Source organism: Stenotrophomonas maltophilia R551-3 (genome assembly GCF_000020665.1).
Taxonomy (GTDB): Bacteria; Pseudomonadota; Gammaproteobacteria; order Xanthomonadales; family Xanthomonadaceae; genus Stenotrophomonas; species Stenotrophomonas maltophilia_L.
Genome location: NC_011071.1, coordinates 1,736,005 through 1,754,653, shown reverse-complemented (window position 1 = coordinate 1,754,653; position 18,649 = coordinate 1,736,005). Strand labels below are relative to the sequence as shown.

The following is an 18,649-nucleotide window of genomic DNA, read 5'->3' as shown; positions in this document are numbered from 1 at the left end:
ACGCAATGGCGGCTCATTCGCCACACTCCAATGGCAGCGCCAGTTGCTTGGCGATGCTTTCCCAGTCGAACGCGACCACGCCCTGGTCGTCATGCACTGCGTACAGCGCACCGTGCGGGAAGCGTGGGCTGGCCGGCTGCATCAACCAGATGCCGTCGGTGTTGGCCACCGTATTGCCCTGGAACGCACCCACAGGCTTCAACGTATGCCGGTCGAACAGGTGGAACACACTGCGCTGCTTGCCCTGCTCGGTGGTGATCCACCAGCCGTCCTTGCCACAGGTGCGCAGGGTCACGCCTTCAGCCTGCGCCTTGAACACATCGCGGCCGAAGGTGGTACCCGTGAAACGGCCCGCCAGGGTGTAGACCTTGAACTCGCTGGCGTAGCTCTCGTCCTCTTCGGCGATCAACAGGCGATCGTTCTCCGGATCGCCCCAGATCGACTCGACCACGCGCAACGCTCCCGCCTCGGTGGTATCGCCGATGCTGGCCACCAGCTTCGCCTCGACCTTCGCACCGTCGCGGGTCACGTGGTACTGGCGCACGCGCTTGTCCAGTTCGGCCAGCGGCGGCAGGATGTCACGGCCCTGCGCATCCTCGCCGTTGTCCCAGGAGTCGGTGACGTAGACGCTGTAGCCATCGGCACGGCGGTCGACCCACAACCCGTACGGTTTGCGCAGATCCTCGGCAGCGAACGTTGCCAGCGGGATGAAGTCCGGCAGGCTCAGCACCTGCACGCGATGATTGTCGCGCTCCACGATCCACAGCAGGTCGTCGGTCACCGCGATGCCGTTTGGGCGATCGAACTGCCCTGGCCCGGTGCCGCTGCTACCAACGTCACGCAGGTGCTGGCCGGTGCTGCCATCGTAGACCACCAGCTTGTCGGTGGCCTTGGCGGTGGCAATCAGCCACAGCTTGCCATCCGGTGCACGCCACGCCGCCGGCGAATCGATGTTGTCGGCCGGGGTCAGTGGAGTGACAAATGCCTCGGCGATGGTCGCCACCGCCCGCTGTGCCGCGGGCTTCGCTGCTGTGGCGGCCACGGCCGGATCATTGCCGGTGGCCGGCGTGCAGCCTGCCAGCAGAGCAGCCGCCAATGCCGCGGCAAGGACCGGGATGCGGCGCCCCATCACAGCGCCACCTTCAGGCCCAGCGCGTAGGTACGGCCGTACTCTTCCATCTGCAGGGTGCGCGAGCGCGTGCCCTGGTACAGCTCCAGCGGCTTGTCCAGCAGGTTCTGTGCTTCGAAGTACATGCTCACCCGCGGGGTGAACTTGTAGTCCAGCGAGAAATCGAGCTGGGTGTTGGGCGCCACGAAGATATCGAACGCGCGGCCCTTGCCGATGCTGTCCAGGTACTCGCTGCGGTACACCGCCGCCAGCCGCGTACTGACACCATATTTTTCATAGCCGATGTGGGCGCTGTAGACATGCTTGGAGGCGCGCGGCAGGGTGAAATCCTCGCCGGCACGGTCCTTGATGCCGGCATCGAACTTGGTATCCAGCCAGGTACCGCTGGCGCCGACCAGCAGGCCGTCCAGGCCGGCTGGCAGGAAGGCCAGTTGCTGCTGCCAGTTGAATTCCGCACCGCGCACGGTGGCCTTGCGGCCATTGATCGGCTGGGTCACGTCGAAGCCGCCATAAGCGGGATCATTGGTCCGCACCGTTTGCACGATGTAGCCATCGATCGACTTGTGGAACAGGCCAAGTGAAACGATACCGGTGCTGCCGATGTACTTCTCCACCGACAGGTCGATGTTCTTCGACTCGTACGGATCCAGTTCCGGATTACCCAGGCGCACTTCCTCGTCGCCGCGGCTGTAGCCCACACGTGGCGAGACATCGCCGAAGGAAGGACGCGATACGGTCTTGTTGGCCGAGGCGCGCAGTACCCAGTCATCGGCCGCGTCGTAGCGCAGGTGCAGGCCCGGCAGCACGTTGGTGTAGCTGCTGTTGGCCACGCGCGGGGTAACCGTGAAGCTGCGCCCGTTGGCGGCCACGTCCACCTGGTTGCCGATCGCCTTGAACTGGGTGTTTTCCACGCGCACACCGCCGATGATGCGCAGCGCGCCCACATCCCAGGTACCCATGGCGTAGCTGGCGAAGATGTCTTCACTGGCCACGTAGTCCTCTTCCAGCGATGTCATCGCGTTGCCACCGGCATCCTGGGGACGGGCGCTGTACTGGCCGCCATTGGCCGCCCAGAAAGCACGCATCGCGGCCGAATCCATGCCGTCACCCAGGTTGCCGTGGCGGTGTTCCGGCGAGGAGGTTGTCCAGCTCGACAGCGCCACCTTCGGGCCGACACGCAGTTCGCGTTCGTCGACGTTCACGTCGCGGTCGCGCCAGCGGCCCAGCAGGCCGAATTTGATGCTGCTGCTGTCGCCGTCGAAGCGTACGTTGACCTGCGCGCTGTGTTCCTTGTCGTTGACCTGCTTGGGCGAGAGCACGAAGCGGTCGAACGCGTAGTTGCCGTTGTCCAGCCACTGCGGGTTGTCGAAGCTGTAGCTGGGCAGGCGGCTGCGCTGGTCGAGGGTGCCATTGAAGGCCTTGCCATCAAGCTTGAAACGGGCCTCCATCTCGTCGTTCACCCGCTCTTCGGTGCGGGTGTAGCCGATCCGGTAATCGACCACGGCGTTGGTCAGCTTGTTCTCGCCACCGAGACTTGCCGCGAAGGTGTTTTCCTTCTTGGTGCGGTAGCGCATGCGCTTGTCGATGGAATCTTTCGGCATGCCATCCAGCCGATATTGGTCGGTGCCGGTCTTGACCATCTTTGCGTCGTCGAAGTTGAAGATCACGCGCTGGCGGGTCTCCGCATCGTCGAACTGGCTGTACAGCGTCCGCAGGTAGTACTTGCTGTCTTCATTCGGGCGCCAGTCGAGGTTGAGGTTGGCACCGATGCGCTTGCGCTCGATCTCATACTTGCGGTGCTGCAGGTTGATCGCGGTGACATCGCCGGGGACGGCATCGTCCTCGCCGTCATACTCCACTTCGGTGTTGTCCGACTCGAACTTGCGCTTCTGGTAGTTCACGCCCAGCGCCACACCGAAGGTGTCGTTGAACACTTCGCTGTAGTTGAAGGCAGCCTTGGGGCTGGTCTCACCGGACAACTGCTGGTGGCTGCCTTCGATCTTGCCACGCAGGCTGCGACCGTCGCGGTCGAAGGCCGAGGCCGACTCCACGAGCACGGCGCCACCGATGGCATCACCCGGCATGTCCGGGGTCGGCGACTTGACCACGCGCAGGCGCTCGGTGGAATCGGACGGAATCACATCCAGCGGTGCGGCACGACTGGAATCTTCCGGCGTACCGATGGCAATGCCGTCCACGCTGACGCTGTTGAGGTTGGCGTCCAGGCCGCGGATGACCACAAAGCGCCCTTCGCCCTGGTCGCGGGTCACGCTGATGCCCGGCAGTCGCTGCAGCGATTCGGCGACATTCTTGTCCGGGTACTGGCCCAGTGCATCGGAGGACACGGCATCTTCGATCGCATCACTGCTGCGCTTGAGGTCAACCGCGCGGATCTGTGATTCGAGCTGGGCGCGCACTTCGATGCGGTCCAGGTCGACCGCATCAGCGGCCACGGCGCCGGTGGCGGCAACCGCCTGCTGCCCGGCCGCCTGCAGCGGGGCTGCGGCCCCCATCGCCAGGGTCAGGGTGATGGCAACGGCCAACGGAGTCTTGATATGCACTGGGAATCCCCATTCCTGTTAAGAATGGGTCTGCACGGTATGTCCGCAAGGTTGCATGGCCGTGACATGCGCCTGCACATTTCATGTAAGGCCGCTCCAGGCCAGGTTTGGGTTCGGCCCGCCGATCCGGCAAAATGGCGTCCTCTCTCCTTCTTCCCCCTTCCCGACCATGAAGATCGTCGAAGTGCGCCACCCGCTGGTGCAGCACAAGATCGGCCTGATGCGCAACGCCGCGCTCAGCACCAAGGATTTCCGCGAACTGGCCAACGAGCTGGGCACGCTGCTGGCCTACGAGGCCACCGCTGACCTGGAGACCGAACCGCACACCCTGCCCGGCTGGGCCGGCCCGATCACCGTACAACGCATTGCCGGGGCCAAGATCACCGTGGTGCCGATCCTGCGCGCCGGCCTGGGCATGCTGAGCGGCGTGCTGTCGCTGATCCCGGCGGCCCGCGTCAGCGTGGTCGGCCTGCAGCGCGATGAGGAAACCCTGCAGCCGGTACCCTACTTCGAGCGCCTGACCGGTCGCCTGGAAGAGCGCGATGCGCTGATCCTGGATCCGATGCTGGCTACCGGCGGCACCCTGATCGCCACCATCGACATGCTCAAGCGTGCCGGTGCCCGCCGCATCAAGGGCATCTTCCTGGTCGCCGCGCCGGAAGGCATCGAGGCGGTCAAGGCCGTGCACCCGGACGTGGAGATCTACACCGCGGCCATCGATGCCCAGCTCAACGACAAGGGTTACATCCTGCCTGGCCTGGGCGATGCCGGTGATCGCATCTTCGGCACCCGCGTCGGCTGAATGCCAGCGGGGTCAGAGCCCTTTCGTGCCGAAAGGGTTCTGACCCCAACAGCGCGGGGCGTCGCGGCCGCGTTGCGATTCTTCACGTGCTCTTGGCGCCGGGAAGCGAATGCTCCGCGCACCAGCCACCCTTGGAGCTCCCGATGAAAGCCTCTTTCCTGCTGGCCGCCGTCCTGCTGGTCGGCCTGCCCTTGGCTGCCAACGCCACCACTCCGCAGCAGCAGCGCATGGCCGACTGCTCGGCCAAGAACAAGGGGCTCAAGGGCGACGCCTACAAGACCGCGCAGAGCTCCTGCCTCAGCGGCCACGCTACCGACAGCAAGGCTGCGACCACGCCGCAGGAACGCATGCGCAAGTGCAACGCCGATGCGGGTACGAAGAAGCTGGCCGGTGATGCACGCAAGACCTTCATGAGCAGCTGCCTGAAGGCGTCGTAATGGCAGTGACGTAGAGCCGAGCCCATGCTCGGCTCAGGAATCCGTAACGTGCATGACCGTTCAGGGGAGCAGCCGAGCGTAGGCTCGGCTCTACCCTTACCCCAGGGCGCGTGCCTTCAGCTCGCCCTGCTCGTGCAGGGTCACGAAACGGCCCTTGTCATCGCGGCCCAGCTGCGCCAGCGCCACCTGCGGGTCGTGGGTGAAGAACAGATGCACGTTGCGCGCCAGCTTGTCTTCGAGGAACTGCCGTTTCTCGTCGATCAGCAGCTCGGCGTTGCGGTCGTAGCCCATGGTGATCGGCACGTGCACCCACGAGCGGCCCGGAATCAGATCGGCGCAGAACACCACGCCGCCCTTCGGTGATTCATCGGCGCGCGCGTGGCCGACAATTTCGGCCAGCATCAGCCCCGGCGTGTGGCCGTCGCTGTAACTGAAACGCACGGTGCGCCCCAGCGCCTTCGAATATTCGCCGTCCACCACTTCCAGACGGCCACTGGCCTGCAGCAGGCCCGGCAGTTCCGGAATGAAGCTGGCACGGTCACGCGGGTGCGGCTGCAGCGCACGCTGCCAGTGCTGCGCACCGACCACATAGGTCGCGTTGGGGAACAGCAGCTCCGGCTCACGCCCTTCGCTCCAGGCCGCGAGCAGGCCCCCGGCGTGATCGAAGTGCAGGTGGCTGAGAACCACCACGTCGATATCCTCGTGCTCGAAACCGGCTTCGCGCAGCGAATCGATCAGCACGTGCTGGCTTTCCTGCACGCCGTAGCGTTCGCGCATGCGTGGATCGAAGAAGGCACCAATACCGGTTTCAAACAGCACCGTCTTGCCTTCCAGCGGGCTGGCAAGCAGCGCACGGCAGGCCAGCTCGATGCGATTGAGCTCGTCCGGTGCCGCCCATTTTTCCCACAACGCGCGCGGCGCGTTACCAAACATCGCACCGCCATCAAGGCGCTGCGAGTTTCCACGAATCGACCAGAGTTTCATGCGCCAATTATCGGCGTCGGCTCGTTAAATAATCGCTAGATTGGAAACGGAAAACCCCGCCGGTAAAGGCGGGGTCTTCAGGCTCTCCGTCCGCCGGGCATGGCCCGGCGCTACCGGAGCATCAGCGTGCCGGTACAACCTGGGCACTGCCCACCGGGTTACGCGGGTCGCTGCCACCGAACAGTTTGTTCGCCTTGCGGTCCCATTCCACGGTCTGCAGGTTGCCCCAGACGTGGCTGGAGCCACGGCCACCGGCGGCGACATTGCCCGGCAGGTCGATCTTGTGGCCCATCGCCTGCAGCTGCTTTACCGTGTCGGCGTCGAACGCATCGTTCTCGGCTTCGATCAGGTCCGGCAGCCACTGGTGGTGGTAGCGCGGCAGCGCAGCGACCTGCTGCGCGTCCAGGCCCGCGTCGTAGCCAAGGATGCCCAGCAGCACCATGGTGATGATGCGGCTGCCACCCGGCGTGCCCAGTACCACCACCTTGTCGGCGTTCTCCATGAAGGTCGGCGTCATCGAGCTGAGCATGCGCTTGCCCGGCTTCGGCGCATTGGCCTCATAGCCCATCACGCCGAACGCGTTGGGCGTACCCGGCTTCAGTGCGAAGTCGTCCATCTCGTTGTTCAGCAGCACGCCGGTGCCCTTCGGAATCAGGCCCGAGCCATACAGCAGGTTGACGGTCTGGGTGGCACCGACGCGGTTGCCGTCGCGGTCGATGATCGAGAAATGGGTGGTCTCGTCGTCCTCCAGCGGGGTCGGGTTGCCCGACAGCAGGTCGCTGGGGGTGGCCTTCTCAGGATGGATGGTGGCGCGCAGGCCCTGTGCGTAGTCCTTGCTGACCAGCACCTTCTGCGGGATCTGCACGAAGTCCGGATCGCCGAGGAAGAAAGTGCGGTCACGGTAGGCACGGCGCATCGCTTCCACCACCAGGTGGGTGCGGTGGGCCTCATCCATCGACTTCAGGTCCCAGCCTTCCAGGATCTGCAGCATCGACGCGAGCGCGATGCCACCGGAAGACGGCGGCGACGCCGTGGTGATCTTCCAGTCGCGGTAGTTGAAGACGATCGGCTCGCGCAGCTTCACGCGATAGCCCGACAGCTCCTCGGCGGTCCATTTGCCACCGGCCTGTTTCACGCCGGCCAGCAGCAGCTTGCCGGTCTGGCCCTTGTAGAAGCCATCGAAGCCGTCAGCGGCGAGACGTTCCAGGGTCTGCGCCAGTTCCGGCTGCTGGAAGAGGTCGCCGGTGGCGATCGGCTTGCCGTTGCGCAGGTAGACTTCGCGCGTCCCCGGGTAGCGCTCCATCACTTCACGGCGCGAGGCATAGCCCTTGGCCATGCGGTCGTACACCGGGAAACCGTCGCGCGCGATGCGGATCGCCGGTTGCAGCGAAGCCGACAACGGCAGCTTGCCGTGCTTGGCCGACAGCTCGACCAGCGCCGCAGGCAGGCCGGGAATGCCGGCCGACCACGGCCCGTTGACCGAGCGGTCACGGTCGAGGTCGCCCTTTTTGTCCAGGTAGGCCTGCGGAGTCGCAGCGGCCGGCGCGGTCTCGCGCGCGTCCAGCATCACGTCCTTGCCGGTGGCCGCATCATGCAGCAGGAAGAAACCGCCGCCGCCAAGGCCCGAGCTGATCGGCTCGACCACCGCCAGCGTGGACGACACCGCCACCGCAGCGTCGAAAGCGTTGCCGCCCTGCGCCAGGATGTCGATGCCGGCCTGGGTGGCCAGCCGGTGGCCACTGGCGATGGCCGCACCATCGGGGCGCTCGGCACGGACCGAGCTGTCGGCCCAGGCCATCGGGCTCAGCAGCAGGCCAAGCAGCAACAGGGGGCGGACGATCAACGTCTTCATTCGGATGGGGGCTCCGCATAGAGTTCAGGGTGATCGTGCTGCAGCTGGCGCAGCTTGGCCAGCAGCTGGTCTTCCGTTTCCACGATCTCCGGGTCCGGGTCGATGCATTCGACCGGGCAGACGACCACGCACTGTGGCTCGTCGAAATGACCCACGCATTCGGTGCAGCGCGCAGGGTCGATCACGTAGATGGTTTCACCCATCGCAATGGCCTGGTTCGGGCAGGCCGGCTCGCATACGTCGCAGTTGACGCAGAGCTCGTTGATTTTCAGCGACACGGCGATACTCCTCGCCCGCGCCCTGGGACAAAGGACCGGCCAACGCGGGCGCGCGGGCCGGTCAGGTCATCAGCGGCGCCCTTGCAGGACGCCGCCCGGGCCATGCCGGAGCATGGCCGCCATGGCTCGGTATTACTTGGCTTCGACGAAAATGTACTCGGCACCGGTCGGCTGGATCGCAGCCTGCACACGGGCGTTGTCGGCCGACTGGCCGATGAAGACGACGCGCACGCCCTTCATCGAATCCGGCGACACGTCCTTGAACACGGCCTGGATCATGTCAGCCATCTTGCCCGAGGCCGACGAACCGAAGGCCAGCATGTTGCCCGGCTGCACGCCACGGGCCACGGCCTGGGTCGCGCTCTCGGTCTGGCGCTCGTACTTGGCCTGGAAGTCCGGATCCGATTCCGGCGAGAGGTAGTACAGGAACGGGCTGTTGGTGATGTTGCCCATGTTCTGGATCGCCACTTCCTGCAGGTACTTCTTCCAGCCTGCATCGTCGTCCTTGGACGGAGCGACCAAGGCCTGCTTGGCCTCGTCGACCGGAGCGGCCTCTTCCTTCTTGCAGGCGGTGAAGGCCAGGGCCAACGAAGCGATCAGCATCGCGCGCATGGTGGTGTTCATGGGTTTCCTCCCGGAATGGTGCGTGGTGTTGTACGTAAAGGGGGTGCGGGTACCGCGGGGCTTACGACTGCGCCGACTTCGCCTCGCGGACCTTGCGCAGGGCTTCCAGCACCGCGGCCGGCACGAAACCGGACACGTCGCCGCCCAGGCGCGCGATCTCGCGGACCAGCGATGACGAAATGAAGCTGTGCTGCTCGGCCGGGGTCAGGAACAGGGTCTCGACTTCGGGAATCAGATGGCGGTTCATGCTGGCCATCTGGAATTCGTATTCGAAGTCGGACACCGCGCGCAGGCCGCGCAGCAGGACCCCCCCCTGCACCGAACGTACGAAATGCGCCAGCAGCGTATCGAAACCGATCACCTCGACATTGCTGTGGTGGCCCAATGCGCCACGCGCCAGCTGCACGCGCTGCTCCAGCGGCAGCGCCGGGCCCTTGGACGGGCTCTGCGCCACACCGACCACGACCTTTTCAAACAGCGGCGCGGCCCGGCTCACCAGGTCGATATGACCATTGGTGATGGGGTCGAACGTGCCGGGATAGACGGCGATGCGGCGGTTGGCCACGGTCATGGGCGGTTGCAGATGTTCAGATGAGGTCAAAGTGTAGCAGTGGCGCGGCGGTACAGGGCAAAGCGCACCTCGCGGGTACTGCCCTCGCGGTGCAGCAGCCATTCCGGCGGCAGCACCGGCACGTGGCCGGCCGGCGACTCCAGGTACAGCCAGGCATCGGCGGCCAGGTGCCGCGGCAGCTGGGCCAGCACGTCCTGCCACAGGCCGTCGGCGAACGGCGGGTCGATGAAGACCAGGTCGGCCTGCTGCGCGGGCGCACCCTGCAGCCAGCGCACGGCGTCGGACTGCACGACCGTGATCTGGTCGGTGGCCTGCAGCTTGGCCACGGCGGTGGTCAGATTGCGTCCCAGCTGCGCGTCGCGCTCGACCATAGTGGCGTGGGCGGCACCGCGCGAGACCGCCTCCAGGCCCAGCGCACCACTGCCGGCGAACAGATCGAGCACCCGCGCACCGCCCAACCTGGGCATCAACCAGTTGAAAAGGGTCTCGCGCACGCGGTCGCTGCTGGGCCGCAGGCCCGGCAGGGTCGGCACCGGCAGGCGGGTATTGCGCCAGCGACCACCGATGATGCGGACCTGGCCGTCATTGCCGCCACGGCCGCTCATCGGCGCCCCCGGCGGGAGGTATTCGAGAATTTCAGCATGAGCGGGATTGTAGTTCGGCCGGGCGGCGCCCGGCACCCGCAGAAGCCACAGCAACGGCCGAAGCAACAGCAACAGCGGGCATTCCTTGGGATGGCGGGGTGGGTCCGGTCGAGGGGGACGCTGCAAGTACGTCCATGTAAGCTCGGTCGCCGCATCCATGCGGCTCACGCCCCCTCAACCGGACCCACCCCGCCTTCGACAGTTTTCTGCGATCTGTCGGAACTCTCTTGGAGTCAGATCCGTTTTCCTGCGAAAAACGGATCTGACCCCATTGGATGTATCGATATCTGACAGATGTGTCGACCAAGGTCGACACCTACCAACAGCCGCGTGAACCTGTCAGAGGCGGGGCACTGTGGGTTCGCGGGGTGTGAGCCGCATGGATGCGGCGACCAAGGCTACATGGACGTACTTGCGCCGTCCCCGCGAACCCACAGTGCCCCGCCATCCCACGGAATGCCGCTCTGGCTCTGGCAGTTGCAGTTGCACTGAGCGGGTGCCGGGCGCAGCCCGGCCGACCAACCCCTTGATTTCGGGACAATCAGCCATACCCCTTGGCGAGGCCGCACGCGCTGGCGCGGCATTGCACACGGAGCCTTATCGATGACCGAGACCACCCAGACCGAAACCCTTGGCTTCCAGACCGAAGTCAAGCAGCTGCTGCAGCTGATGATCCACTCGCTGTACTCCAACAAGGAGATCTTCCTGCGCGAGCTGGTCTCCAACGCCGCCGATGCCGCCGACAAGCTGCGCTTCGAGGCCCTGACCCAGCCCGCCCTGCTGGAAGGCGACAGCGAACTGCGCGTGCGCGTCAGCTTCGACCCCGCCGCCCACACCATCACCATCGAAGACAACGGCATCGGCATGAGCCGCGCCGAAGCGATTGCCCACCTGGGCACGATTGCAAAGTCCGGCACCGGCGACTTCCTGCGCCAGCTGTCCGGCGACCAGAAGAAGGATTCGCAGCTGATCGGCCAGTTCGGCGTCGGCTTCTACAGCGCTTTCATCGTCGCCGACAAAGTGGAAGTCACCTCGCGCCGTGCCGGCCTGGCTGCAGGCGAAGGTGTGCGCTGGACCTCGCGTGGCGAAGGCGATTTCGACGTCGCCACCGTCGACAAGGCCGAGCGCGGCACCCAGATCATGCTGCACCTGAAGGATGGCGAGCATGACTTCGCCGACGGTTGGCGCCTGCGCAGCATCCTCAAGAAGTACTCGGACCATATCGGCCTGCCGATCCAGATGCCGAAGGAAGACGCCGAAGAAGGCGCGGCCGTCGAGTGGGAGACCGTCAACCGCGCCAGCGCGCTGTGGACCCGTCCGCGTACTGAAATCAGCGACGCCGAGTACACGGAGTTCTACAAGCACGTGGCGCACGACCACAGCGACCCGCTGGCGTGGAGCCACAACAAGGTCGAAGGCAAGCTCGAGTACACCTCGCTGCTGTACGTGCCCGGTCGCGCGCCCTTCGACCTGTACCACCGCGACGCGCCCAAGGGCCTGAAGCTGTATGTGCAGCGCGTGTTCGTGATGGACCAGGCCGAGCAGTTCCTGCCGCTGTACCTGCGCTTCATCAAGGGCGTGGTTGATTCCAATGATCTGTCGCTGAACGTTTCGCGCGAGATCCTGCAGTCCGGCCCGGTCATCGATTCGATGAAGGCCGCGCTGACCAAGCGCTCGCTGGACATGCTGGAGAAGCTGGCCAACGACAAGCCTGAGCAGTACGCCACGTTCTGGAAGGAATTCGGCCAGGTGCTGAAGGAAGGCCCCGCCGAGGACTACAACAACCGCGAGAAGGTCGCTGGCCTGCTGCGCTTTGCCTCCACCCGTGGCGACGGCGATGCACAGAGCGTGTCGCTGGCCGACTACATCGGCCGCATGGCCGAAGGCCAGGACAAGATCTACTACCTGACCGGCGAGAGCTACAGCCAGGTACGCAACAGCCCGCACCTGGAAGTGTTCCGCAAGAAGGGCGTGGAAGTGCTGCTGCTGACCGACCGCATCGACGAGTGGCTGATGGGCTACCTGACCGATTTCGATGGCAAGGGCTTCGTCGATATCGCGCGTGGTGACCTCGACCTGGGTGCGCTGGAAAGCGAAGCCGACAAACAGGAGCAGGAAGCGGCAGCCAAGGACAAGCAGGGCCTGGTCGAGCGCTTGAAGAGCGTGCTGGGCGATGACGTGGCCGAAGTGCGCGTCTCGCACCGCCTGACCGATTCGCCGGCGGTGCTGGCCATCGGCGAGCAGGACCTGGGCCTGCAGATGCGCCAGATCCTGGAAGCCAGCGGGCAAAAGGTGCCGGACAGCAAGCCGGTGCTGGAGATCAATCCGGGCCACCCGTTGATCGCGAAGCTGGATGCGGAAGCCGATGGCGCACGTTTCGACGACCTGGGCCGGGTGCTGTTCGACCAGGCCGCGCTGGCCGCCGGCGACAGCCTGAAGGACCCGGGTGCCTACGTGGCACGCCTGAACAAGCTGCTGCTGGAATTGTCGGCCTGATCGAAGCGGTGGTCGCCGGGCATGGCCCGGCGCTGCTCTGGTAGATGCCAACCTTGGTTGGCACTGCTGCCCTGGTAGATGCCAACCTTGGTTGGCACTGCTGCCCTGGTAGAGGCCAACCTTGGTTGGCACTGCTGCCCTGGTAGAGGCCAACCTTGGTTGGCACTGCTGCCCTGGTAGAGGCCAACCTTGGTTGGCGCCCCAAAAAGCGTGCCAACCAAGGTTGGCACCTACCAGGGCGGGTCGAGCGTGCCGACCAAGGTTGGCACCTACCAGGCTGGGTCGAAGCGTGCCGACCAAGGTTGGCACCCACCAGGGGCGGCGGTTGGCACCTGCCAAAGCGGTGTTGCTCAGGCGTCCCGATCCAGCAGCGAGCCCAGCATCTGGTCCTGGCGGCGGATCACCGCGGCATTGGCAGCGAAGGCCACCACCTCGGCCTTTGCCGCCAGAAGATCCCCCAATGGCGCACCAGGATCGGCGTCGGCAGGGACCACCGCGGCCTGCACCCCGCCCTGCTCCGCAGCACCGCGCTGCAGCTGCAGGCGCTGGGCATCCGGGGTCGCCAGGTTGGCCACGTTGTGCGCGGCTACCTGCACGCCCTGCTGGGCCACGCGCATCCCGCTGAGGGCGATTCCCATCACGTTGTTCATGGCGGTCTCCGGGCCGCCCTGCGCAGCCCTCCGGACCGGTTAACGGCCGACGGGCCGCGACCTTGAGTCCACATCGGCCCGACAGGCCCGAGTGGTAGCATATCCCTCTGATTTCAGCGCCTTTTGCCAATGCTCAGTTTTTTCCGCCGCAAGAAGCCCCAGGATGCCCCCGCAACGGAGGCTCCCAAGACCCAGCACTACTCGGCTGAAGAGCTGGCGGCGGCGTTCCCGTCGGCCGCGCCCGCCGAGGACAAGGAACCGGCGCCGGTAGCTGCGCCAACCGCACCCGCCCCCGTCGAGCCGCCCCCGGCAGCGGTCGCACCGGTAACGATCGAGCCCTCCCCGGTGGCTACAGCGCCGGTGGTCCCGGCAGTCCCGGCTCCCACCGCTCCGAGCCCGATTACGCAGATCGACGTCGCCCCCGTCGCGACCCCGGCCATCGAACCGGTACCCTCACCGCTGCCTGAGCCCACCCCGGCACCGATCACCGACGATCTGCCTGCGGCAGCCTCCGTCGACGCCGTGCCGGCCACGGCTGGCAAGCCCGGCTGGCGGGAGCGCCTGCGCAACAGCGTCATCGCGCGCAGCTTCGGCGGCCTGTTCTCGCGCAATCCCAAGCTCGACGACGACCTGCTGGACGAGCTGGAAACCGCACTGATCACTGCCGATGTCGGCGTTGGTGCCACCACCGACCTGGTGGAGGGCCTGCGCAAGCGCATGAAGGCGCGTGAATTCGTCGATGCCAACGCTTTGCTTGCCGCGCTGCGTGCCGAACTGATCGCGATCCTGCAGCCGGTGGCCAAGCCGCTGGTGATCGACCGCACCGCCAAGCCCTTCGTGGTGCTGACCGTCGGCGTCAACGGCGTCGGCAAGACCACCACCATCGGCAAGCTGGCCAAGCGCTTCAAGGACGAAGGCCACAGCCTGATGCTGGCCGCCGGTGACACCTTCCGCGCCGCTGCCGTGGCCCAGCTGCAGGCCTGGGGCGAGCGCAACGGCGTGGCCGTGGTCGCGCAGGGTCAGAACGCTGATGCCGCTTCAGTGGCATTCGACGCGCTACAGGCCGGCAAGGCTCGCGGCACCTCGGTACTGATCGCCGATACCGCCGGCCGCCTGCATACCCAGTCCGGCCTGATGAACGAGCTGGGCAAGATCCGCCGCGTGCTCGGCAAGATCGACCCCACTGCACCGCACGAAGTGCTGATGGTGATCGACGGCACCACTGGCCAGAACGCGCTGTCGCAGCTGCGCCAGTTCAACGCCGCCGTGAACGTGACCGGCCTGGTGGTGACCAAGCTGGACGGCACCGCCAAGGGCGGCGTGGTGTTCGCGCTAGCCCGCGAGTTCGGCATTCCGATCCGTTTCGCCGGCATCGGCGAGCGCCCGGAAGACCTGCGCGTGTTCGATCCGGAAGCCTTCGTCGACGCCCTGCTGCCTGAGGCGCTGGGCGCCTGATACACCGTGCAGCCACGCGTCGCGTGGCTCTACTGAAACCGGTAGAGCCACCCCATGGGTGGCTGCCCACCTCCGGAACACCGATGCCCCGCCAGCCGCACGCCAGCGCCAAGACTGCCCAGGAAGACGGCTTCGTCGCCCACCTGCTGCATTGGTTCGACGACCACGGCCGCCACGACCTGCCCTGGCAGCACCCGCGCAGTCCCTACCGGGTCTGGCTGTCGGAAATCATGCTGCAGCAGACCCAGGTGAGTACGGTCATCCCGTATTTCCAGCGGTTCCTGCAGCACTTCCCGACCCTGCCCGACCTTGCCGCCGCCAGCAACGACGCGGTGATGGCGCAGTGGGCCGGGCTCGGCTACTACGCCCGCGCACGCAACCTGCATGCCGCAGCCAAACGGTGCGTGGAACTGCACGACGGCGAACTGCCGCGCGACTTCGATGCATTGCATGCCCTGCCCGGCATCGGCCGCAGCACCGCCGGCGCGATCCTCAGCCAGGCCTGGAACGATCCGTTCGCGATCCTCGATGGCAACGTCAAGCGCGTGCTCAGCCGCTACCACGGCATCGAGGGTTTCCCCGGCCTGCCCGCGATCGAGAAGCAGTTGTGGGCGATCGCCGAGACGCACGTGGCGCAGGTGCCGGCCGGGCGCATGGCCGACTACACCCAGGCGCAGATGGATCTGGGCGCGACGGTGTGCAGCCGCGCCAAACCGGCCTGCGTGATCTGCCCGCTGCAGGATGACTGCGTGGCACGGCGCGAAGGCCGCAGCGCCGAACTGCCGACCCCCAAGCCCAGCAAGACCCTGCCCGAGCGCGAGGCCGTTGCGCTGCTGCTGCGCGACGCCCAGCAGCGCGTGCTGCTGCAGAAGCGGCCGGATACCGGCATCTGGGCGCAGCTGTGGACGCTGCCACAGGCCGAGGCCGGCAGCGTGCTGCAGGACTGGTTCGACCTGCACGTCGACGGCTCGCTGGAAGAGGCCGAAGAGCTGCCAGTGCTGCAGCACACCTTCAGTCACTACAAGCTGCATCTGCAGGTACTGTCGCGACAGGTGCACGGCCTGCGCGTGGAAGAACCGACGCTGCGCTGGGTGGCCGCCGACGAACTGCCCGCGCTGGGCCTGCCGGCACCGATCCGCAAACTGCTCGACGGCGCAACGATCAAGACGCCAAAACGAAATTCCAAGAAACCCCGCAACCACGAGTGAATGCCATGTCCCGAACCGTCTTCTGCCAGTACGAACAACGCGATGCCGAGGGCCTGGACTTCGTGCCCTACCCCGGCGAGCTGGGCCAGCGCATCTTCAACAACATCGGCAAGCAGGCCTGGGCCGCATGGCTGGCGCACCAGACCATGCTGATCAACGAAAACCGCCTGTCGCCGCGCACGCCGGAGCATCGCGCGTTCCTTGAAGGCGAACTGGTCAAGTTCCTGTTCGAGAAGGACGCGGAAAAGCCGGCCGGCTTCACCCCGGAAGCCTGACACACAGGTAGTGCCGGCCGCTGGCCGGCAACCTGGCATCCGCGCGATGCCGGCCAGCGGCCGGCACTATCACGCTATTTCGTGCTTTCCTCGCGCTCCTGCACCTGCGCCTGGCGCAGCTCCTGTTCGGAGGCACGCAGCGCCTTCACGTCCAGTTTGCGGATGCTGTCGATGAAGCACGGCATGCGCGGGCCGCCCGTCGGGTCGCGCACCAGCACTTTGTCAAAACGCGCCGAAACACGGTTCATCTGGCTGGTCAGGCCGATGGCGGTGGCATACGGCAGGTCCTGGCAGGGACCTCTCAATTCCAGCAGGTAGGCTTCGCTGGGACGGGTCCACACTGCCAGCGCGCTGTCGCCCAGCTCGGTCCAGCCATTGAGGCTGCCGAAGAACTGCATGTCGTTCTGCGCCGCGCCGGCATGGGCACGGTACAGGTCAAGTTTCTCGGCAGAGCTGAGCCGGCCGGTGGTCGCGCAGGCGGCCAGAGCCAGGCAGAGTCCGGCCATCAGGATCGGGGTCTTCATGGCGATCTCCTCGGGGAACTGTCGCCATCATGCGCCTGCGCAGACAACGCCGGCGCGACAGCCGGAGCCCCATTCAGCAGCCGGTCGGCGGCTGCTGGCCGGACCACGGTAGTCGCCAACCTTGGTTGGCGCTTGCCCTGCAAGAGCAGCCGACCAAGGTCGGCTTCTACCAAAGCGTGCCCAGTGCCTCAGACGTCGGCGTGGGCCAGTGCGTGCAGGCGCCCTTCGCGCAGCTCCAGCACCCGGTCCAGGCGCCGCGCCAGGCTGCGGTCGTGGGTCACCAGCACCAGGCTGGTATGCCGCGCCCGGTTGAGCTCCAGCATCAGCTCGAACACCGTCGCCGCGGTGCGGTCATCGAGGTTGCCGGTCGGCTCGTCGCCGAGCACGCAGGCCGGATGGTTGACCAGCGCACGCGCCACGGCCGCGCGCTGGCGCTCGCCACCGGACAGTTCGCCCGGCTTGTGGTCCAGACGATGGCCAAGGCCGACCGCTTCCAGCAGGGTCGTTGCACGGCTGCTCGCTTCGGCCACCGCGGTGCCGGCCAGCAGCACCGGCATCATTACGTTTTCCAACGCGGTGAACTCCGGCAGCAGGTGATGGAACTGGTAGACGAAGCCCAGTGCCTGGTTGCGCAGCAGGCCACGCGCGGTATCAGACAGCGCCGACATTCGCTGGCCGGTCACGTATACCTCGCCGGCGGTCGGAGTATCCAGCCCGCCCAACAGGTGCAGCAGCGTGCTCTTGCCGGCGCCGGAGGCACCGATGATCGCCACCGTCTCGCCTGCGGTCACGGTCAGGCCCAGGCCATCGAACACCGGGGTCTGCATGCGTCCCTCGGCATAGGTTTTGCCCAATGCCTCGGCGCGGATCACTTCATCGCCGCGGTTGAAGACCTTATTCATAACGCAGGGCCTCCGCCGGCTGGGTGCGTGCTGCCCGCCAGGCGGGATACAGGGTGGCCAGGAAGCTCATCAGCAGCGCGACCACGGTGATCGCCACCACGTCGCCGGTCTGCATGTCGGTCGGCAGGCCGGTGATGTAGTAGACATCCTCCGGCATCAGCTTGACGTTGAACACGCTCTCGATGGCGCCGAGGATGCGTTCCAGATTGAGGGTCAGGGTGATGCCGCCGATCAAGCCGGCCAGCGTGCCGAAGATGCCGATCAGCGAACCCTGCACCATGAACACCTGCATCACCCCGCCCGGGGTCAGGCCTAGCGTGCGCAGGATGGCGATGTCGGCCTGCTTGTCGGTGACCAGCATCACCTGCGAGGACACCAGGTTGAACGCGCCCATGGCGATGATCAACGACAGCAGGATGCCCATCACCACCTTCTCCATGCGCAGCGAGTGGTAGAGGTTGGCGTTCTGCTGGGTCCAGTCACTCACCCGGTACGCACCACCGAGGTTCTGCGCCAGGTCCACGCCCACTTCCAGCGAGCGGTCCATGTCGTGCAGTTTCAGCCGCACGCCGGTAGCACCATCGGAACGCAGCACGCGCTCCAGGTCCTTCATGTTGGCGAAGCCGACACCTCGGTCGACCTCGTTGTAGCCGGCCTCGAAGAGGCCGCTCACGGTAAAGCGCTTCATCCGTGGCACCGCACCGGCAGGCGTGCCCTGCACTTCGGCGAAGGTCACCAGCACCTGATCGCCGACATCCACGCCCAGCCAGATCGCCAGTTCCTTGCCCAGCAGCAGGTTGAAGCTGCCTGGCTTGAGGCTGTCGTAGCTGCCCTTGGTGACCTTCTTGTCGATCACCGACACCTTCGGCTCAAGCGCCGGGTCGATGCCCTGGATGATCGCGCCCTGCACGCGCGGGCCGCTGATCATCGACTGGATCTCGATGTAAGGCGCGGCACCGGCCACGCGCGGGTCCTTGCGGGCCACGTCGACCACGCGCATCCAGTCCGGCATCGGCTCGCCGTCGCGGCTGATGGTGGTGTGCGCGGTCATCTGCAGCAGGCGACTGCGGATTTCCTTCTGGAAACCGCTCATCACCGCCAGGGTGGTGATCAGCACGGTGACGCCGAGCGCGATGCCCAGGATCGATGCCATCGAGATGAAGGAGATGAAGCCGTTGCGGCGCTTGGCGCGCAGGTAGCGCAGGCCGATCGCCACGGGAAGGGGTTTGAACATGCAGGCACGCCAGTCAATTCAGC

18 protein-coding genes are annotated in these 18,649 nt (G+C 66.0%); 6 read left to right on the top strand and 12 right to left on the bottom strand.

Features of this window, described 5'->3' with window-relative positions:
• Nucleotides 1-13: 13 nt before the first annotated feature.
• Together SMAL_RS08030 and SMAL_RS08025 are read right to left on the bottom strand one after the other, a co-directional pair.
• The gene (locus tag SMAL_RS08030; RefSeq protein WP_004153186.1) at nt 14-1,129 is read right to left on the bottom strand and encodes an NHL repeat-containing protein; all 1,116 of its coding nucleotides are present in this window, start codon (nt 1,127-1,129) and stop codon (nt 14-16) included.
• Nucleotides 1,129-3,642 (bottom strand): TonB-dependent receptor, encoded by a 2,514-nt coding sequence (locus SMAL_RS08025; RefSeq protein ID WP_428993285.1) that lies wholly within the window; start codon nt 3,640-3,642, stop codon nt 1,129-1,131. Before SMAL_RS08025 ends, SMAL_RS08030 begins: the two co-directional genes overlap by 1 nt.
• 217 nt (nt 3,643-3,859) lie before the next feature.
• On the opposite strand from SMAL_RS08025, the gene upp reads away from it, so the two are divergent.
• Complete coding sequence (gene upp / locus SMAL_RS08020; RefSeq protein ID WP_012510719.1) at nt 3,860-4,492, top strand: uracil phosphoribosyltransferase; 633 nt, start codon at nt 3,860-3,862, stop codon at nt 4,490-4,492.
• Between the two features lie 143 nt (nt 4,493-4,635).
• Nucleotides 4,636-4,929: a PsiF family protein gene (locus SMAL_RS08015; protein WP_004153183.1), complete on the top strand. Its 294-nt coding sequence runs from the start codon at nt 4,636-4,638 to the stop codon at nt 4,927-4,929.
• Nucleotides 4,930-5,025: 96 nt separating this feature from the next.
• Here the strand turns inward: SMAL_RS08015 and SMAL_RS08010 are convergent, their stop codons facing one another.
• The 6 genes from SMAL_RS08010 to rsmD form a co-directional block, all read right to left on the bottom strand.
• Nucleotides 5,026-5,913 (bottom strand): MBL fold metallo-hydrolase, encoded by an 888-nt coding sequence (locus SMAL_RS08010; protein ID WP_004153182.1) that lies wholly within the window; start codon nt 5,911-5,913, stop codon nt 5,026-5,028.
• A gap of 121 nt (nt 5,914-6,034) precedes the next feature.
• Entirely contained in the window at nt 6,035-7,765 is a 1,731-nt protein-coding gene (ggt, locus tag SMAL_RS08005; RefSeq protein WP_012510718.1) for a gamma-glutamyltransferase, read from the bottom strand.
• Complete coding sequence (locus SMAL_RS08000; RefSeq protein WP_004153175.1) at nt 7,762-8,043, bottom strand: YfhL family 4Fe-4S dicluster ferredoxin; 282 nt, start codon at nt 8,041-8,043, stop codon at nt 7,762-7,764. Before SMAL_RS08000 ends, ggt begins: the two co-directional genes overlap by 4 nt.
• A 132-nt stretch (nt 8,044-8,175) precedes the next feature.
• Nucleotides 8,176-8,667 (bottom strand): hypothetical protein, encoded by a 492-nt coding sequence (locus SMAL_RS07995; protein ID WP_004153167.1) that lies wholly within the window; start codon nt 8,665-8,667, stop codon nt 8,176-8,178.
• Nucleotides 8,668-8,728: 61 nt separating this feature from the next.
• Nucleotides 8,729-9,238 (bottom strand): pantetheine-phosphate adenylyltransferase, encoded by a 510-nt coding sequence (coaD, locus tag SMAL_RS07990; protein ID WP_008267036.1) that lies wholly within the window; start codon nt 9,236-9,238, stop codon nt 8,729-8,731.
• Nucleotides 9,239-9,264: 26 nt separating this feature from the next.
• Nucleotides 9,265-9,843 carry a 16S rRNA (guanine(966)-N(2))-methyltransferase RsmD gene (rsmD, locus tag SMAL_RS07985; protein WP_012510717.1) on the bottom strand — a complete coding sequence of 193 codons (579 nt, stop codon included), beginning with the start codon at nt 9,841-9,843 and terminating at the stop codon, nt 9,265-9,267.
• A 642-nt stretch (nt 9,844-10,485) separates the two neighbouring features.
• On the opposite strand from rsmD, the gene htpG reads away from it, so the two are divergent.
• Nucleotides 10,486-12,378 (top strand): molecular chaperone HtpG, encoded by a 1,893-nt coding sequence (gene htpG / locus SMAL_RS07980; RefSeq protein WP_012510716.1) that lies wholly within the window; start codon nt 10,486-10,488, stop codon nt 12,376-12,378.
• A gap of 350 nt (nt 12,379-12,728) precedes the next feature.
• Here the strand turns inward: htpG and SMAL_RS07975 are convergent, their stop codons facing one another.
• Nucleotides 12,729-13,028 carry a hypothetical protein gene (locus SMAL_RS07975; protein WP_004153163.1) on the bottom strand — a complete coding sequence of 100 codons (300 nt, stop codon included), beginning with the start codon at nt 13,026-13,028 and terminating at the stop codon, nt 12,729-12,731.
• A gap of 129 nt (nt 13,029-13,157) precedes the next feature.
• On the opposite strand from SMAL_RS07975, the gene ftsY reads away from it, so the two are divergent.
• The 3 genes from ftsY (at nt 13,158) to SMAL_RS07960 (ending at nt 15,966) form a co-directional block, all read left to right on the top strand.
• Nucleotides 13,158-14,483, top strand: a complete 1,326-nt coding sequence (ftsY, locus tag SMAL_RS07970) for a signal recognition particle-docking protein FtsY (protein WP_012510715.1) — start codon at nt 13,158-13,160, stop codon at nt 14,481-14,483.
• A gap of 83 nt (nt 14,484-14,566) precedes the next feature.
• A complete protein-coding gene (gene mutY / locus SMAL_RS07965; protein ID WP_012510714.1) occupies nt 14,567-15,691 on the top strand; it encodes an A/G-specific adenine glycosylase in 1,125 nt (374 codons plus the stop codon).
• Between the two features lie 5 nt (nt 15,692-15,696).
• Nucleotides 15,697-15,966: an oxidative damage protection protein gene (locus SMAL_RS07960; RefSeq protein WP_004153160.1), complete on the top strand. Its 270-nt coding sequence runs from the start codon at nt 15,697-15,699 to the stop codon at nt 15,964-15,966.
• 74 nt (nt 15,967-16,040) lie between these two features.
• Here SMAL_RS07960 and SMAL_RS07955 read toward each other — a convergent pair whose 3' ends face one another.
• The 3 genes from SMAL_RS07955 to SMAL_RS07945 all read right to left on the bottom strand — a co-directional run bounded on the left by SMAL_RS07955 (nt 16,041) and on the right by SMAL_RS07945 (nt 18,626).
• Nucleotides 16,041-16,490: a DUF6491 family protein gene (locus SMAL_RS07955; RefSeq protein ID WP_012510713.1), complete on the bottom strand. Its 450-nt coding sequence runs from the start codon at nt 16,488-16,490 to the stop codon at nt 16,041-16,043.
• Nucleotides 16,491-16,678: 188 nt separating this feature from the next.
• Nucleotides 16,679-17,392 carry a lipoprotein-releasing ABC transporter ATP-binding protein LolD gene (gene lolD / locus SMAL_RS07950; protein ID WP_004153158.1) on the bottom strand — a complete coding sequence of 238 codons (714 nt, stop codon included), beginning with the start codon at nt 17,390-17,392 and terminating at the stop codon, nt 16,679-16,681.
• Nucleotides 17,385-18,626, bottom strand: a complete 1,242-nt coding sequence (locus tag SMAL_RS07945; RefSeq protein ID WP_004153157.1) for a lipoprotein-releasing ABC transporter permease subunit — start codon at nt 18,624-18,626, stop codon at nt 17,385-17,387. Before SMAL_RS07945 ends, lolD begins: the two co-directional genes overlap by 8 nt.
• Between the last annotated feature and the right edge of the window lie 23 nt (nt 18,627-18,649).

Excerpts from the sequence above, each read along its gene's own strand:
- SMAL_RS08030 (WP_004153186.1), bottom strand. The coding sequence starts at position 1,129 with ATGGGGCGCCGCATCCCGGTCCTTGCCGCGGCATTGGCGGCTGCTCTG.
- SMAL_RS08025 (WP_428993285.1), bottom strand. The coding sequence starts at position 3,642 with ATGGGGGCCGCAGCCCCGCTGCAGGCGGCCGGGCAGCAGGCGGTTGCC.
- upp (WP_012510719.1), top strand. The coding sequence starts at position 3,860 with ATGAAGATCGTCGAAGTGCGCCACCCGCTGGTGCAGCACAAGATCGGC.
- SMAL_RS08015 (WP_004153183.1), top strand. The coding sequence starts at position 4,636 with ATGAAAGCCTCTTTCCTGCTGGCCGCCGTCCTGCTGGTCGGCCTGCCC.
- SMAL_RS08010 (WP_004153182.1), bottom strand. The coding sequence starts at position 5,913 with ATGAAACTCTGGTCGATTCGTGGAAACTCGCAGCGCCTTGATGGCGGT.
- ggt (WP_012510718.1), bottom strand. The coding sequence starts at position 7,765 with ATGAAGACGTTGATCGTCCGCCCCCTGTTGCTGCTTGGCCTGCTGCTG.
- SMAL_RS07995 (WP_004153167.1), bottom strand. The coding sequence starts at position 8,667 with ATGAACACCACCATGCGCGCGATGCTGATCGCTTCGTTGGCCCTGGCC.
- coaD (WP_008267036.1), bottom strand. The coding sequence starts at position 9,238 with ATGACCGTGGCCAACCGCCGCATCGCCGTCTATCCCGGCACGTTCGAC.
- rsmD (WP_012510717.1), bottom strand. The coding sequence starts at position 9,843 with ATGAGCGGCCGTGGCGGCAATGACGGCCAGGTCCGCATCATCGGTGGT.
- htpG (WP_012510716.1), top strand. The coding sequence starts at position 10,486 with ATGACCGAGACCACCCAGACCGAAACCCTTGGCTTCCAGACCGAAGTC.
- SMAL_RS07975 (WP_004153163.1), bottom strand. The coding sequence starts at position 13,028 with ATGAACAACGTGATGGGAATCGCCCTCAGCGGGATGCGCGTGGCCCAG.
- ftsY (WP_012510715.1), top strand. The coding sequence starts at position 13,158 with ATGCTCAGTTTTTTCCGCCGCAAGAAGCCCCAGGATGCCCCCGCAACG.
- mutY (WP_012510714.1), top strand. The coding sequence starts at position 14,567 with ATGCCCCGCCAGCCGCACGCCAGCGCCAAGACTGCCCAGGAAGACGGC.
- SMAL_RS07960 (WP_004153160.1), top strand. The coding sequence starts at position 15,697 with ATGTCCCGAACCGTCTTCTGCCAGTACGAACAACGCGATGCCGAGGGC.
- SMAL_RS07955 (WP_012510713.1), bottom strand. The coding sequence starts at position 16,490 with ATGAAGACCCCGATCCTGATGGCCGGACTCTGCCTGGCTCTGGCCGCC.
- lolD (WP_004153158.1), bottom strand. The coding sequence starts at position 17,392 with ATGAATAAGGTCTTCAACCGCGGCGATGAAGTGATCCGCGCCGAGGCA.
- SMAL_RS07945 (WP_004153157.1), bottom strand. The coding sequence starts at position 18,626 with ATGTTCAAACCCCTTCCCGTGGCGATCGGCCTGCGCTACCTGCGCGCC.